The organism is Rhizobium sp. CC1099 (assembly GCF_029714385.1).
Classification (GTDB): Bacteria; Pseudomonadota; Alphaproteobacteria; order Rhizobiales; family Rhizobiaceae; genus Rhizobium.
Genome location: NZ_CP121643.1, coordinates 342,018 through 356,050, shown reverse-complemented (window position 1 = coordinate 356,050; position 14,033 = coordinate 342,018). Strand labels below are relative to the sequence as shown.

The 14,033-nt window shown below is 58.0% G+C and carries 14 protein-coding genes and 2 pseudogenes; 6 read left to right on the top strand and 10 right to left on the bottom strand.

The window, feature by feature from the left end; all coding sequences use genetic code 11:
* Positions 1 to 321 precede the first annotated feature (321 nt).
* From traI to QA644_RS35065, 6 genes and pseudogenes are all read left to right on the top strand, one after another.
* Positions 322 to 945 (top strand): acyl-homoserine-lactone synthase TraI, encoded by a 624-nt coding sequence (gene traI, locus QA644_RS35090; protein WP_040114420.1) that lies wholly within the window; start codon positions 322 to 324, stop codon positions 943 to 945.
* Positions 946 to 955: 10 nt separating this feature from the next.
* Positions 956 to 1,933, top strand: coding sequence for a P-type conjugative transfer ATPase TrbB (gene trbB, locus QA644_RS35085; RefSeq protein ID WP_040114419.1), 978 nt, complete (start codon positions 956 to 958; stop codon positions 1,931 to 1,933).
* On the top strand, positions 1,923 to 2,306 hold the full coding sequence (locus QA644_RS35080) for a TrbC/VirB2 family protein (protein ID WP_283074217.1): 384 nt from the start codon (positions 1,923 to 1,925) through the stop codon (positions 2,304 to 2,306). The genes trbB and QA644_RS35080 overlap by 11 nt, the downstream gene beginning before the upstream one ends.
* A complete protein-coding gene (locus QA644_RS35075; protein WP_040114417.1) occupies positions 2,299 to 2,598 on the top strand; it encodes a conjugal transfer protein TrbD in 300 nt (99 codons plus the stop codon). Before QA644_RS35080 ends, QA644_RS35075 begins: the two co-directional genes overlap by 8 nt.
* A gap of 10 nt (positions 2,599 to 2,608) precedes the next feature.
* Positions 2,609 to 4,258, top strand: a pseudogene (locus QA644_RS35070) (conjugal transfer protein TrbE); the annotation flags it as partial.
* 89 nt (positions 4,259 to 4,347) lie between these two features.
* Positions 4,348 to 4,541 (top strand): annotated as a pseudogene (locus QA644_RS35065) (hypothetical protein); the annotation flags it as partial.
* A 52-nt stretch (positions 4,542 to 4,593) separates the two neighbouring features.
* On the opposite strand, the gene QA644_RS35060 reads toward QA644_RS35065, so the two are convergent.
* The 10 genes from QA644_RS35060 to QA644_RS35015 all read right to left on the bottom strand — a co-directional run bounded on the left by QA644_RS35060 (position 4,594) and on the right by QA644_RS35015 (position 14,006).
* A complete protein-coding gene (locus QA644_RS35060; RefSeq protein WP_283074358.1) occupies positions 4,594 to 5,019 on the bottom strand; it encodes a type II toxin-antitoxin system VapC family toxin in 426 nt (141 codons plus the stop codon).
* Positions 5,020 to 5,024: 5 nt separating this feature from the next.
* A complete protein-coding gene (locus tag QA644_RS35055) occupies positions 5,025 to 5,621 on the bottom strand; it encodes a DUF433 domain-containing protein (RefSeq protein WP_283074216.1) in 597 nt (198 codons plus the stop codon).
* Positions 5,622 to 6,043: 422 nt separating this feature from the next.
* Positions 6,044 to 6,193 (bottom strand): hypothetical protein, encoded by a 150-nt coding sequence (locus tag QA644_RS35050; RefSeq protein WP_283074215.1) that lies wholly within the window; start codon positions 6,191 to 6,193, stop codon positions 6,044 to 6,046.
* A complete protein-coding gene (locus tag QA644_RS35045) occupies positions 6,190 to 6,324 on the bottom strand; it encodes a hypothetical protein (protein WP_283074214.1) in 135 nt (44 codons plus the stop codon). Before QA644_RS35045 ends, QA644_RS35050 begins: the two co-directional genes overlap by 4 nt.
* Positions 6,325 to 6,679: 355 nt before the next feature.
* The gene (locus tag QA644_RS35040) at positions 6,680 to 7,708 is read right to left on the bottom strand and encodes an LLM class flavin-dependent oxidoreductase (protein WP_283074213.1); all 1,029 of its coding nucleotides are present in this window, start codon (positions 7,706 to 7,708) and stop codon (positions 6,680 to 6,682) included.
* 210 nt (positions 7,709 to 7,918) lie between these two features.
* The gene (gene hisC / locus QA644_RS35035) at positions 7,919 to 9,037 is read right to left on the bottom strand and encodes a histidinol-phosphate transaminase (protein WP_283074212.1); all 1,119 of its coding nucleotides are present in this window, start codon (positions 9,035 to 9,037) and stop codon (positions 7,919 to 7,921) included.
* A 184-nt stretch (positions 9,038 to 9,221) separates the two neighbouring features.
* Positions 9,222 to 11,114 (bottom strand): sulfate adenylyltransferase subunit CysN, encoded by a 1,893-nt coding sequence (cysN, locus tag QA644_RS35030; RefSeq protein WP_283074211.1) that lies wholly within the window; start codon positions 11,112 to 11,114, stop codon positions 9,222 to 9,224.
* Positions 11,114 to 12,013 carry a sulfate adenylyltransferase subunit CysD gene (gene cysD / locus QA644_RS35025; RefSeq protein ID WP_283074210.1) on the bottom strand — a complete coding sequence of 300 codons (900 nt, stop codon included), beginning with the start codon at positions 12,011 to 12,013 and terminating at the stop codon, positions 11,114 to 11,116. The genes cysN and cysD overlap by 1 nt, the downstream gene beginning before the upstream one ends.
* 5 nt (positions 12,014 to 12,018) lie before the next feature.
* A complete protein-coding gene (locus tag QA644_RS35020) occupies positions 12,019 to 12,780 on the bottom strand; it encodes a sulfotransferase (RefSeq protein ID WP_283074209.1) in 762 nt (253 codons plus the stop codon).
* 173 nt (positions 12,781 to 12,953) lie between these two features.
* Positions 12,954 to 14,006, bottom strand: coding sequence for an NADP(H)-dependent aldo-keto reductase (locus QA644_RS35015; RefSeq protein WP_283074208.1), 1,053 nt, complete (start codon positions 14,004 to 14,006; stop codon positions 12,954 to 12,956).
* Between the last annotated feature and the right edge of the window lie 27 nt (positions 14,007 to 14,033).

Below are 14,033 nucleotides of genomic sequence, written 5' to 3'. Positions count from 1 at the left end.
GATTCTCCCAAACGCGTCCAGAAGTTTAGAGTTAACAAGTGGTTAAAGGCTTGGGAATGATGCACAAGCGGTTTTTCCGATTTTTGTATTTCCGCTCCGAGGGTTAGCCCAGCTCTCCTATGTCCTTGATCTCGAATTGTTCTCCTGTGAATCCTACAAGTAACGAACGCGAATGAGCTGGCAGACCACCATGGGATGTCATCGCACTTTCGACAAATGGGCGATGCGGCACAGCTGAACCGACCTTGTAGAATTCGACAACTGCCGCACCGCTTCGATCCGTGCTCATTTCCCAGCCGTCATTCAATGACGGAGAAAATCATGCATATGATCGCTATCTCTACCGCAAGGACTCATCGCGAGCACCAGCTCCTCGATGCCCACCACTCCTTGCGGGCACATGTCTTTTCCGATCGGCTCGGCTGGGAGGTCGACGTTGTCGATGGCCGAGAGGAGGATTCGTTCGACAATCTCCGGCCCGTTTACATCCTCGCGGTCTCTTCCGACAACCGCGTTGCGGGCTGCGCCAGGCTTCTTCCAACCCTGGGTCCAACAATGGCCGAAAACGTCTTTTCGTCGCTCCTTCCAGGAGGACGGCTCCATGCCCATTCGGCGATGATCGAGAGCTCCCGCTTCTGCGTAGACACGACGCTTACGGAGAGAACGGGAGACGGGTCGGTCCATGAGACGACGCTGACCATGTTCGCAGGCATCATCGAATGGTGCGTGGCGAATGGCTACACCGAGATTGTCACTGTGACTGACGTTCGATTCGAGCGGATCCTCGCTCGTGTCGGATGGCCGCTGCAGCGTTTGGGTGAGCCCAAGAAGATCGGCATGACGATAGCCGTGGCGGGCACGCTGCCCGCCAATGCGGACATATTCCTTAAGCTTCGCCCCTCCAATTATCGCTCTGAAGTCACCCATCTCAGCCAATCAGCGTAAGGAGAAATCCGTGAACCAGCTTCGTTCGCACCCGCGGCTTGTCCGCAAAATTCAGGAGGCGCTCGGCGATCAGCTATGCGTTGCGCTGAACGACAAAAATGTCGTTGAGATCATGCTCAATCCGGACGGAAGGCTGTACATCGAACGACTCGGTCATGGCGTTGCTCCCGCCGGCGAAATGTCCGCAGCCGCCGCAGAAATGGTGATCGGAACCGTGGCGCATGCACTTCAGTCCGAAGTCGGCCCGGAACAACCGATCATCTCCGGCGAACTGCCGATCGGCGGCCACCGCTTTGAAGGGCTCTTGCCCCCCGTGGTCGCCAACCCTGCCTTCACCATCCGCCGTCGTGCCTCGCGCCTCATTCCGCTTGAAGACTATGTGGGCTCTGGCGTGATAAGCGGGTATCAGGCGTCCACGATCCGCAGTGCAATCTCTTCGCGCTTGAACATTGTTATTTCCGGGGGGACCGGTTCAGGCAAGACGACGCTCGCAAACGCAGTTATCGACGAGATCGTCAAATCCGCGCCGGAGGATCGGCTCGTCATTCTTGAGGACACTGCGGAAATTCAGTGCGCGGCTGAAAACGCCGTTCTCCTGCATACCAGCGATACGGTCGACATGGCGCGGCTCTTGAAGAGCACCATGCGCTTGCGTCCCGACAGGATCGTCGTGGGTGAAGTCCGTGACGGCGCTGCCCTTACACTACTCAAGGCCTGGAACACCGGCCATCCGGGAGGTGTGGCGACAATTCACTCTAACACCGCCATGTCGGCGCTGCGTCGCCTTGAGCAGCTGACAGCCGAGGCAAGCCAGCAGCCGATGCACGAGGTGATCGGCGAGGCTGTCGATCTCATCATTTCGATCGAGCGGACGCCGCGCGGGCGGCGCGTTCGCGACGTCATCCACGTCGAGCGGTTTGCGGGCGGTCAATACGAGATCGAATCCGATCAGCTCACCGAAGAACAGGAGGCGCGCCATGTCGCGTAAGCATGCACTCATCGCCGTCGCGCTCATTGCAGCGTCCAGTCTTTTCGCATCGGTCGCGCCGGCACTGGCCAGTTCCGGCGGCAGCCTTCCTTGGGAGGGACCGCTCGAGCAAATTCAGGAATCCATCACTGGCCCGGTTGCCGGCTATATCGCGCTTGCGGCCGTCGCAATCGCAGGCGGCATGTTGATCTTTGGCGGGGAGCTGAACGATTTCGCGCGGCGACTTGTGTACGTCGTGCTCGTCGCCGGCATCCTGCTCGGCGCCACCACCATCGTGGGCTTGTTCGGTGCGACGGGCGCCTCGATCGGGCTGACGGACGAGCAGATCACGTCGATTGGTTCGACCGGAGAAGGGGAGGGGGCTCATGGCTGAGTCGCTGTCCGGCCTGCAGCGCAATCGTATCCACCGCGCTCTGTCCCGCCCGAACCTGCTGATGGGCGCGGACCGGGAGCTAGTATTGATCACGGGTCTTGCGGCCGTGATCCTGATCTTCGTCGTCCTCACGGTCTATTCGGCGCTCTTCGGCGTCGCCGTCTGGATCGTGATCGTCGGGCTGCTCAGGATGATGGCGAAGTCCGATCCGCTCATGCGGCAGGTCTACGTGCGACACATTTCCTACAAGCCATATTACAAGGCGACCACATCGCCGTGGCGACGGTTTTGAGGGGGCGGTTGTGGTAGGTCTCAAACGCTTCCGGGCCACGGGCCCATCCTTTGCGGATCTCGTTCCATATGCCGGTCTAGTCGACAATGGCGTCCTCCTGCTGAAGGACGGAAGCCTGATGGCCGGCTGGTACTTTGCCGGCCCCGATTCCGAAAGTGCGACCGACCTCGAACGCAATGAGGTGTCGAGGCAGATGAATGCGGTCCTGTCGCGGCTTGGAAGCGGCTGGATGATCCAAGCCGAGGCCATCCGCATTCCGACGGTCGACTATCCATCGGAGGACCGTTGCTATTTCCCTGACCCGGTCACGCGCGCGATTGACGCCGAGCGCCGGGCGCATTTCGCGCGCGAGCAGGGGCATTTCGAGAGCAAGCACGCCCTGATCCTGACCTACCGGCCGCTCGAGTCCAAGAAGATCGCTCTCAGCAAATACATCTATGCCGACGGGGAGAGCCGTAGGACGTCCTATGCGGACACGGTGCTCTTCGTTTTCAAGAACGCCATCCGCGAAATCGAGCAGTATTTCGCGAACACGTTATCGATCCGGCGAATGGAAACCCGCGAAACGGTCGAGAGGGGAGGGGAGCGGATTGTCCGGTATGACGAACTGCTTCAGTTCGTCCGCTTCTGCATCACCGGGGAAAGCCATCCGATCCGGCTTCCGGATGTCCCCATGTATCTCGATTGGATCGCCACGGCCGAGCTTGAGCACGGGCTGACGCCGAAGATTGAGAACCGATACCTCAGCGTTGTCGCTATCGACGGCCTGCCGGCAGAGAGCTGGCCGGGCATTTTGAACAGCCTCGACCTGATGCCGCTCACCTATCGGTGGTCGTCGCGCTTCATCTTCCTCGATGCCGAGGAAGCGAGAGCGAAGCTCGAACGCACGCGAAAGAAGTGGCAACAGAAGGTACGGCCGTTTTTCGACCAGCTCTTTCAGACGCAATCGCGTTCCGTCGATCAGGACGCGATGACCATGGTGGCTGAGACCGAGGATGCGATCGCGCAAGCCTCGTCGCAACTGGTTGCCTATGGCTACTACACACCTGTTGTCATCCTCTTTGATTCAGACCGCGAGGCGCTGCAGGAGAAGGCTGAAGCCATCCGGCGGCTGATCCAGGCCGAAGGTTTCGGCGCGCGGATCGAAACGCTCAACGCCACCGACGCCTTCCTCGGAAGTCTTCCGGGGAATTGGTATAGCAACATCCGCGAGCCGCTGATCAACACCAGCAATCTCGCCGACCTGATCCCCCTCAACGCGGTCTGGTCGGGAAACCCGGTTGCTCCGTGCCCGTTCTACCCCCCGAACTCGCCGCCGCTGATGCAGGTCGCAAGCGGCTCCACGCCGTTCCGGCTCAACCTGCATGTGGATGATGTCGGCCACACGCTGATCTTCGGTCCGACCGGATCCGGCAAATCGACACTCCTGGCACTGATCGCTGCACAGTTTCGTCGCTACCAAAATGCGCAGATCTTCGCGTTTGACAAGGGAAGCTCGCTTCTGCCCCTGACGCTCGCCGCGGGTGGCGATCACTATGAGATCGGCGGCGACAACGCGGAAGAGGGGAGGGCTCTGGCGTTCTGCCCGCTTTCCGGCCTCGGAACCGACGCCGATCGGGCCTGGGCGACGGATTGGATCGAGATGCTGGTCGGCCTGCGAAGGGCGAAGCCGCGGCTCTGCTTGTCCCATCAGGCATCGGGGCGGATGGTAGCCAGGGCCATAGAGCGGCCAGTTCGAATTTCTGTTGCCGCTAGAGTCGGCAGAAGCCAGACGTCTACGACAAAGCTCTCTGTCTTCGCAGGTCGAGAACCTATTCGCCAAACTCAAGGATTGGAGGCGCATCGCAACACGCTATGACCGATGTGCCCACACGTTCTTCTCAGCGATCTGCATCGCAGCTTCCGTTATCTTCTGGCTTGGGATTGGCGAAGTCCTGACCTAGGCTTCGGGGCGTCGTTGCAACGAGCAAGTTTTTTGGTCGCGTTCAGAGCTGATCATGCAGGAGTGATGAGTTTCGCGGGAGTTTTAAACGGATTTAAAACAGCCACTCCCCGGCTGGCGAAATCCTCCTCGTTTCTGGTGACGACAAGAAGGCCGTGAACCTGTGCAGTTGCCGCCAAGCCCACATCATCGATATTCTTGTCGCTGCGACCGAGATGGCCTCCCCAAACGATTGCGACCTTCTGGTCGACAGGAAGGATCCGACCTTCATATGCGGTGAAAATTTGCTGAGCCGCCGCAGCAAGGCGATCAGCAACAAGCTCATCGGTCTTCCGCTTTTTCTCGATGCCCTTGGTTATTTCACGCACGGATATGACACTGATGGCGAGATCGAGATCATCCACCTTCGAAAGCCAGGCTTTGGCGTTGTCGTGTGGCTTCGGTCGGCTCAGTTCCTTCAGGACGTTTGTATCAAGCATATACTTCAATCAAGATCATCCAAGGCGCTGAGATCAGCTTCGCGCATCGCCGCTTTTGCTGTCTGCTTTGGGTAAGGCCGGCCCGCTTTTGGATTCGCTTCGGCGTAAATTTTCGCGGCGATGATTTGAGACTCGGCGAGCGAGGGATAATCTTGCTGGACCTGACGAACGGAAACTCCGGCATCGAGAAGTGCTGCAATTCGATGGGCTTCGATTTTGGTCCCCCGGATGAAGGCCTCCTTGCCTGACGCATCAATATGCGCGTTCAGCCTATCGAGTTCTTTTACCTTCTTCTCGACATCACGGACGTGGCTGGAGATGTCGTATCGATGATTTCCAAAGACGACCACTTTCTCATGACGGCCTTGGAGCGTCGTTCGTAGCGCATTGTAAAGCTCCGACTGAGTTTTCGGTGTGAACGCTTGTTTTAGTTCGTCATAAGCGTGCAGAAACACTAGCTCGGCGGTACCGAACTGCCGTATGCGCCGACCGCCTCTCGTCACCAGATGAGGCTTGACCGGCGAACGCTCGACAACTTTTTTGAAGCTCTCCAGCGGCTCGCCGAGCACGAATGCGGCCTGAGCTGTTGTCAAAGTTTCCATTCTTTCCTCACTAATTCGGCCCCAATAATAGGGTTTAATTAGAAGTCTTTCAAGATATGAGGATCATCATTGCCGAGCATCAGAACGGCGATCATCCCAAGCCTCGGATCTTCAACTATCCGGCTCTTTCAATTTAGCCTCTCACGCGCCCAGTAATGGGCGCTCCCGCGGGCTTTCATAACAACAAGTGCCGGTGATCGCTCTGACATCAACCGGAAGAACTGCCCGCTGATATGCGAATTTGCCGTCCGCCGTTAAGCTTCGAACGAACGTGTAAATCAGCTCATCGTTTCACCTGCGCAGTTCAAACTTTGCGAATTCCTCGGGCCTATCCGTCATCACGGGGCAACTCCTTGTGCTTTTTCGCAGAGGCGTGGATGGAATTTCATACGCCACCTTTGGAAAGCAATGGATCGTCGGCATCATTCCGTTACGACCGCAATGCGCTCCTTGCGTTCTACGAGCCGCCAATCCGGACGTTCGTCCGGGACGTTCATAATTTCAAGAAGCAGCGGTGTGTCGATTGGCTTCAACCAAACCTTGTAGATCGCCATCGGGACGTCGAATTTCACTCTATCCCTAACTCGGAGTTCGTGAGATGTGCCAGAGCGGCTTTGCGTGCATCCTCTTCGGTCGCTTCGTATCCGAGGTCGTCCGTGCTTCCGGCCACCAGCTCGAACGCATAAATTGGATCGATTTTCATTAGGTACTTGCCTCCACGCGATATCGATGATGAAGTTGGCCGGACAAAAAGTTGGCGGACTAAAAAAGGTGCAGTTTCGTTAGATCAACGTCGGCAGGAAGCACGGTGATTGCAGTGCCGTCGCTTTGTAGACTTCGAATTCATGCAGCTTGCCTTCGAGCACGTGAGTTAGCAGATGAATGGCTGGTCCGCTGTCTCTGTTTGGTCAATCTATCATGGCGCCATTTGCCGACCCAGCCTGCAGGATAATCCCGAGCGCTTTTCGGGAAGTCCCCGCGCAACTGCGCGGGGAGTGTCGAGAAGCGCTGCCGCAACGATAGGATCTCCTAAATAAACCGAATCGCGAATTTTATCTTCAGCCGAGTCGAGCCATCATTTCGGATTGAATGGTGGCTGCGGTGTACAGGGAAGCTTCCAGCGGCAAACTCCCAAACGCAAGTTGACAAAGAAGATAGTTGGCGCCTGCCTCTTCCAGCTGATTAAGAAGAGCTTGTCGCACCGAAGCCGCCGTTCCTGCTACGCATAATTCACTCTCGACCGCCTCGTCAAAGGTCAGCGGCAGGTTTGGGGGGGTGGGAAGTTCGTTGAGCTCGTAAAGGAATTTAAAGCTCTTAAGCCAATGTTCGTAGGCAGATGCTGCGAGCGAACAGGCATGCAGGTCAGAACGTCCAATCACGACCATGCGGAGCAATCCACGAAATGGCTCTTGATCGTCTGTGCTCGTGTTGTGCTTTCGATGGGCGCGGAAGGCATCAGTAATTTTGCGGACAGTAGAGGATGGTCCTACGCACGCGATATTTGCACCATTTGCAGCGGCCCAGTGGGCTGAATCGGGTCGATTGGTGGCGATCCACGTCGGCGGATGCGGACGTTGATGAGGTCTTAGCGTCAGCGGAATGTCGCTCAGCTCAAAATGCTCGCCTTTATGGGATAGCGTGCCGCCTTTCATCGCATTAACTAGGATTTCACTGGCTTCCGCGTAGCAGCCTGGCGCCGCCTCCGCACCAATCCCGAAATAACCCAACTCGACCGGCAGAGAGCCACGCCCTATTCCGAGCTCGACCCTACCACCGCTCAATTGGTCCAGCATGCAGATTTCTTCGAACGCCCGCAGCGGATGGTAAAGCGGCAGCAGCATGACGAGGGGCCCGACACGAAGCCGACGCGTGCGCTGTGCGACGCTCGATAAAAACAGATTTGGCGATGGACCTCTCCCATGCGGGGTGCAGTGGTGCTCAGCGAGATGATACGCATAAAAACCGAGGTGATCGCACGCCTCTGCTAACCTTAGGCGATCTGAGTATTGCTGGGCGATGTCGCAGCCGTCCTCATCGAGGTGATCGAAGATGCCGAAGGTTAGATTGGAAGGAAAGGCGTTTCCCATTCGATTGTCTCCAATGTTTAATTAAAAGGTTTAGGTCCAGGCGATCAAAGAGGTTGGTTTATCTGGCGGCCACGGTTCTCCACGTGTGGCCTCCAAGTGGGCACCGGGGACAAGCAGTCCTCGACACGGCTGCGCCGACTTCGCGCTGTGCGGAAATCTCAGTTCCCGTAATATCTTGGCTGTTTATTGTGTCTGCGCGACAAGCAGCGATTAACGGTGCTTAACCGGCAAGCTCTGGATTTTCAGGCTTTCAGAAATGTCACGGGCGGCGGAAAGGAATGCATCCATTTGCGTTTTCGTACCGATGCTGACGCGGATATAATTTTCCAAGCCATCATCGGGAAAGACGGCTACAAGTATCTTTTGTCTTTCCAAAGACGCTTGCCACCAATTGCCGTCTTGTCCCGGTGGCACACGCGCAAGCAAAAAGTTTGTGTGGGACGGGATCACAGAAAATCCGAGTTGAGACAGGGCAATGGTTGCTCGGTGTCTTTCATCTTTGATATATCGGTGGTTCTCGTCGTAGGCGGCGCGGTGCGAAAGGATGCTAATGCCGACCGCATGGCCGATCAGGTTCATGTTGAAGACATTTTGGAGGTTGCGTAGCCTCCCAATAAGTTCAGGATGACCGAAGCCGAAGCCAACGCGAATACCGGCAGCGGCATAGCTTTTCGAAAATGTTCTTAAGACGAGAAGGTTCGAATGGCGATTGACAAGGCGCAGGGCATCATCGGGTGCAAAATCGACATACGCCTCATCCACCACGATCAATCGGTCGGATTGCGCGACGAGGCTGTCGATTTCGGCCACCGGAACAAATGTTCCAGTCGGATTGTTCGGATTGGCCAACAGGATGAACTTTGCATCTTTTGCCGGACCTCGAAGCAATTGCTCGATGGGCAACGAATAGGATTCGCCCCATCCAATTTCGAGAAATCGAGCACCCTGCAACATGGCAAGTTTGCGGTTAAACGAAAAACCTGGCGACATCATCGCCACGCTATCGCCCGGGGCCAGGAAAGCTCTGTAGATGAGCCCCATCAGCTCAGACGAGCCGTTGCCGGCGATCACCTGATCCTGGGAGAGGCCATATGCATTGGCGGCTGCGTCCCGCAAGCTGAGATTGTCATCTTCGGGGTACAGATAATGCCGTTCGAGGGCCGCAAGCGCACTTTGCATCACCATCATCGGCAACGGAAATGGATTCTCGTTCGTGTTTAGTTTAACGCAATTGGCATCCGGCCCCGGTTGATTGGACGGCACCGCACTTAACTGTCTCGCCACCTGCGAAAGAGCCAACAGCACGCCTTGCAGTTTTGCATCAGACATATCTTTTCTCCGTTCCAGTTAGTTAGCCGACCCGTGAGCACGTGATCGGCTGTCTCCTGCTGAAGCCAATATGGCTTCGGACGTTCGTGCCCCCCGATCGGGGGCAGCAATGATCATCCCGTCGTTAGATAGCCAGGGACCGCCGTGGCCGCCTGCAAAATGCTCAAGCCTTCGCATTAAAGCGTCATTTCTCCTCCATTCTCCTCTCGAGGAACTGTTCGATCTTAAGCGCCAGCGCCGCGGGCTCGTGGCCAACCGTTTCGAGACGCAGCTCAGGGCTCTCAGGGACCTCATAGGGCGAGGACACGCCGGTGAAGTTCGCGATCTTGCCCGCGAAGGCCTTCTCGTAGAGGCCTTTCGGATCACGCCGGGCGCACTCGTCGAGCGGTGTGTCGACGAAGATCTCGATGAACTCGTCCTCCTCCATCAATTCGCGCGCCATGCGCCGCTCGTCGCGGAACGGCGAAATCAAGGAGACGAGAACGATCAGGCCGGCGTCAGCCATGAGCTTGGCAACCTCTGCCACCCGGCGGATATTCTCGACGCGATCGGCTTCGGTGAAGCCAAGGTCCCGGTTCAGTCCGTGGCGCACATTGTCGCCGTCCAGCATATAGGTGTGTTTGCCGCGGGCGTGCAGCAGGCGGTCGAGCGCGTTCGCGATCGTCGACTTTCCCGAGCCCGAAAGGCCCGTGAACCACAGGACCCCGGGCCGCTGGCTCTTCGTCGCCGCGCGCGCCCCCTTGTTCACGTCGGTGGCCTGCCAATGGACATTGTCGGCGCGCCGGAGAGGGAAGTCGATCATGCCGGCGCCGACCGTTGCGTTGGTCGCCCGGTCGACCAGGATGAAATTGCCGGTCGACCTGTTGTCCTTGTAGGCGTCGAAGGCGATCGGCGCCTGTGTCGAGATGTTGCAGACGCCGACCTCGTTCATCTGCAAGGATTTCGCCGCCTCTCGGGCAAAGCTGTTGATATTCACCTGGTGCTTCAGCGCCGTGACCGTTGCGCTGACGCTGTCCGTTTCCGTCCGCAGGATACAACTTCGCCCGGGAAGCATGGGATTAGCGCCGAACCAGATGACATGTGCCTGGAACTGATCCGCTACAAACGGTCTCGATGAGGGTGCTACCAGCATGTTTCCGCGCGAGGCATCGACCTCGTCCGAAAGGACGAGTGTCACGGCCTCGCCCTCGGCCGCGGCGGCCAAGCTCCCGTCGAAAGTCACGATCGCCTTGACTGACGAACGCTGCCCGGAGTTTGCAACGACGACCGGATCCCCAACCGAGATCCCGCCCGAAGCCACCTGCCCGGCATACCCGCGGAAATCCGCATTGGGCCGCATCGCCAGTTGAACCGGAAAGCGGAACGGCCTTTCCTCAACGGGCGGGTCGAGTTGCACCGTTTCGAGGTACTCGAGAAGTGCTGGCCCCGTGTACCAGGGTGTGTTCTGTGATGCCGAAATGACGTTGTCGCCGAACCGCGCGGAGATCGGGATGGGCTGGATGCTGGCAAAGCCCAGTTCCTTGGCAATGACCATGTAGTCGGCGACCATTTCGTCGAAGACCAATTGCCGGAAGTCGACGAGGTCGATCTTGTTGATCGCCACGACGACATGGCGGATGCCGAGCATCGACGCAATATAGGAGTGGCGCCGCGTCTGCTGAAGGATGCCCTGGCGGCTGTCGATCAAGATTATAGCCAGGTCGGCCGTCGAGGCGCCGGTCACCATGTTGCGCGTATATTCCTCATGGCCGGGAGTGTCGGCGACGATGAACTTTCGCTTCGACGTGGCGAAGTAACGGTAGGCGACGTCGATGGTGATGCGCTGTTCACGCTCCGCCTCGAGCCCATCGAGAAGCAGGGCGAGGTCGATCTCCTTCCCGTTGGCGGCACCGACGCGCCCGAGATTTGCCAACTGATCCTCGAAGATCAGCTTCGCGTCGTAAAGCAAGCGTCCGATCAGCGTCGATTTGCCGTCGTCGACCGAGCCACACGTGATGAACCTCAGGATGGACTTTTTGTCGTGCTCGGTCAGATGCGCCTCGATGTCATGCGGCGGCACAGTTTGAAGATACGACATCAGAAGTACCCCTCCCGCTTCTTTTTCTCCATCGCCCCGACTTCGTCCGAGTCGATCAGGCGGCTTTGCCGTTCCGACGTGCGCACCGTCAGCATTTCCCGCAAGATGTCCGGAACCGTGGCAGCGTCGGATTCAACTGCGCCGGTCAGCGGATAGCAGCCGAGGGTGCGGAAACGCACCAGGCGCTCCGCGACCTCTTCTCCAGGCTGGATCGGCATGCGGCCGTCATCGATCATGATCAGCGCGCCGTCACGCCGCACCACCGGCCGGCGCGCCGCGAAATAGAGCGGCACGATCGGAATGTTCTCGCGCAGGATATATTGCCAGATGTCGAACTCGGTCCAGTTGGACAGCGGGAAGACTCGCATCGTCTCGCCCGGCCCGACGCGCGCGTTATAGGTCTTCCACATCTCGGGCCGCTGATGCTTCGGATCCCAGCCATGCTGAGCGTTACGGATCGAGAAGATGCGCTCCTTGGCCCGCGACTTCTCCTCGTCGCGCCGCGCTCCGGCGAGCGCTGCGTCAAAACCGTATTTCTCCAGCGCCTGCCTGAGCGCCGTCGTCTTCATGGCGTGGGTGTGGACGTTGGACCCGTGGGTGAAAGGTCCAATTCCCTGATCGATGCCGTCCTGATTGACGTGCACCAGAAGTTCGAACCCGAGTTCGCGTGCCATCCGGTCACGGAACTCGATCATCTCCCGGAACTTCCATTTGGTGTCAACGTGCAAGAAGGGAAAAGGTGGTTTGGCCGGGTAGAACGCCTTCATCGCCAGATGCAGCAAAACCGATGAGTCCTTGCCGATGGAATAAAGCACAACCGGGTTGGAAAACGTTGCAACGACTTCTCGAAGCACATGAATTGCTTCCGCTTCAAGACGTTGGAGGTTGCCAAGAGACATACTGATTATCCCTTTGGGACTAATGCGTCATCAATCTCGAAGAATCTCGCGTAAGGTCCGTCTGCGAAGTGGCGCCGCAACGCGTCGAAATTCTCTACCGTTTCGTCCAGCGGCCGCGATTCCTGGCGCTCAAGGATCGCGCGGCCAGAAAGCTGATGCGATGGAACGCCCAGAAAATCCCAAATCGTTGCCAAGCATGCGGCGGGTTCACGAAGGAGTCTCTCGTACTCGATCTCAAGTAAGCTGGCCGAAGCGAACGAATGCTCGACCCGAGCGTGGAAATCGTCGGCGGCCTTGAAGTAGGCCTCGCAGGAGGCGATCGGCAACTCGACCCGTGGCGGCGGAGCCGCATCGTCATCCGAACTGAATTTCAGCCATTGGCGGCTTTGCCTTGCCTGCACCAGCGACCGCAGGGACTCCAAGGTATTTCTGCGAGACAAGAAAATGACCTTGAGCTCCGGCCAACGGGACAGCTCGTCAAAAAAGCCCGGACGTTCCTGAAACTGAGGTTCGTTGATCTTGCACCCAACATGCGTCACCTTCTTGTCGCTACGCACGGGGAAGCGCAAATAGGCGAGCTCGAGGAGCTCGCGATCGCTGCGTAACAGGCGATCCTTATCGGGCCAATTTGTATCATACGTGTTGAGTAACTCGCCGTTGCTCAACACGTTCGGATGCTCGTTTAGCAACGCTTCGAGATAGTGCGTTCCAGTCCTTGGCATCCCAAGGATCGCAAATGGTTCAGGTGATAGTGCGGAGTGGGTCATTGCATGTGTTCCCAACATAGTTCGCGAAGGTGTGGGTGGCGAGCCAGCACTAGAATCTCGGGCCGCGCAGATCGGCGCGAGTTCTCAACCCGCGTGTCTCTTTTGGCAGTTCTCAAAAACGGTCACGGGACCAACCGGCGGCGTCACTTTGCACGAGGAGGCCGACATTCGGTTCATGGCGACGGCGTTCCATAACGCTGATAGATCGATTGGATTCCATCCAGGACTTCGCGCGACAGGCTGACTTCGACGCTGGCGATGCTGTGCTGCAGTTGCTGCACGGAGGTGGCGCCTACCAGGGTGCTTGCAACAAACGGCCGGCTTCTGACGAATGACAACGCGCCGTGCACCGGATCGATGCCATGTTCCCGGAAGAGCGTCGTATATGCGAGTGCCGCGTGCTGCGCCCTTTCACTACTGTAGCGGAAGAACCGTCCGAACAGGTTCAGGCGCGAGCCAGTTGGCCGCTGGCCCCCCAAGTATTTGCCAGTCAGCGTGCCCATTGCGAGCGGTGAATACGCCAGGTGCCCCACCTGTTCACGCAGCGCCATCTCGGCAAGGCCGTTCTCGAAATCCAGGTTGAGTAGATTGTATGGATTCTGCATGCTTATCACGCGGGCTAACCCCCATGAGTCGGCGTAATGCAGGAACCGGGCAAGGACCCAAGGTGTTTCGTTGCAGAGCCCGATGTGACGAACGCGACCGCTTTTGACGAGCGCGTCCAAAGCCTCCAGCGTCTCCAGGATAGGGACCGTGTCGTCGTCGAGTTCATACTGGTGGTCGATTGACTGGAAGACGTTGGTGCTGCGGTCAGGCCAATGCAGTTGGTAGAGGTCGATATAGTCCGTCTGGAGCCTTTGGAGGCTGGCGTCCACGGCCTCGAACAGATTGGCGCGCGTATCGCTGACGCGGCCGTCGCGCACGTATGGTAAGTACGCTTTGCCTGCGCGAGCAGGCCCTGCGGCCTTTGTCGCAAGCACGACGTCTTGCCTGCGACCATTCTTGCGTATCCAGCTCCCGATATAACGTTCCGTCAGTCCATGTGTCTCGACGCGGGGTGGCACAGGGTACATCTCTGCGGTATCGACAAAATTTATGCCCGCATCCAGGGCTGCGTCCAGTTGCGCGTGCGCCTCGGCTTCCGTGTTCTGCTCTCCCCAGCTCATGGAGCCCAGGCCAAGCATGCTTACTTTCAGGCCGCTGCGGCCCAGTTCGCGAGACTGCATCGCGCATCTCCTTCTTGTATGGGTGGC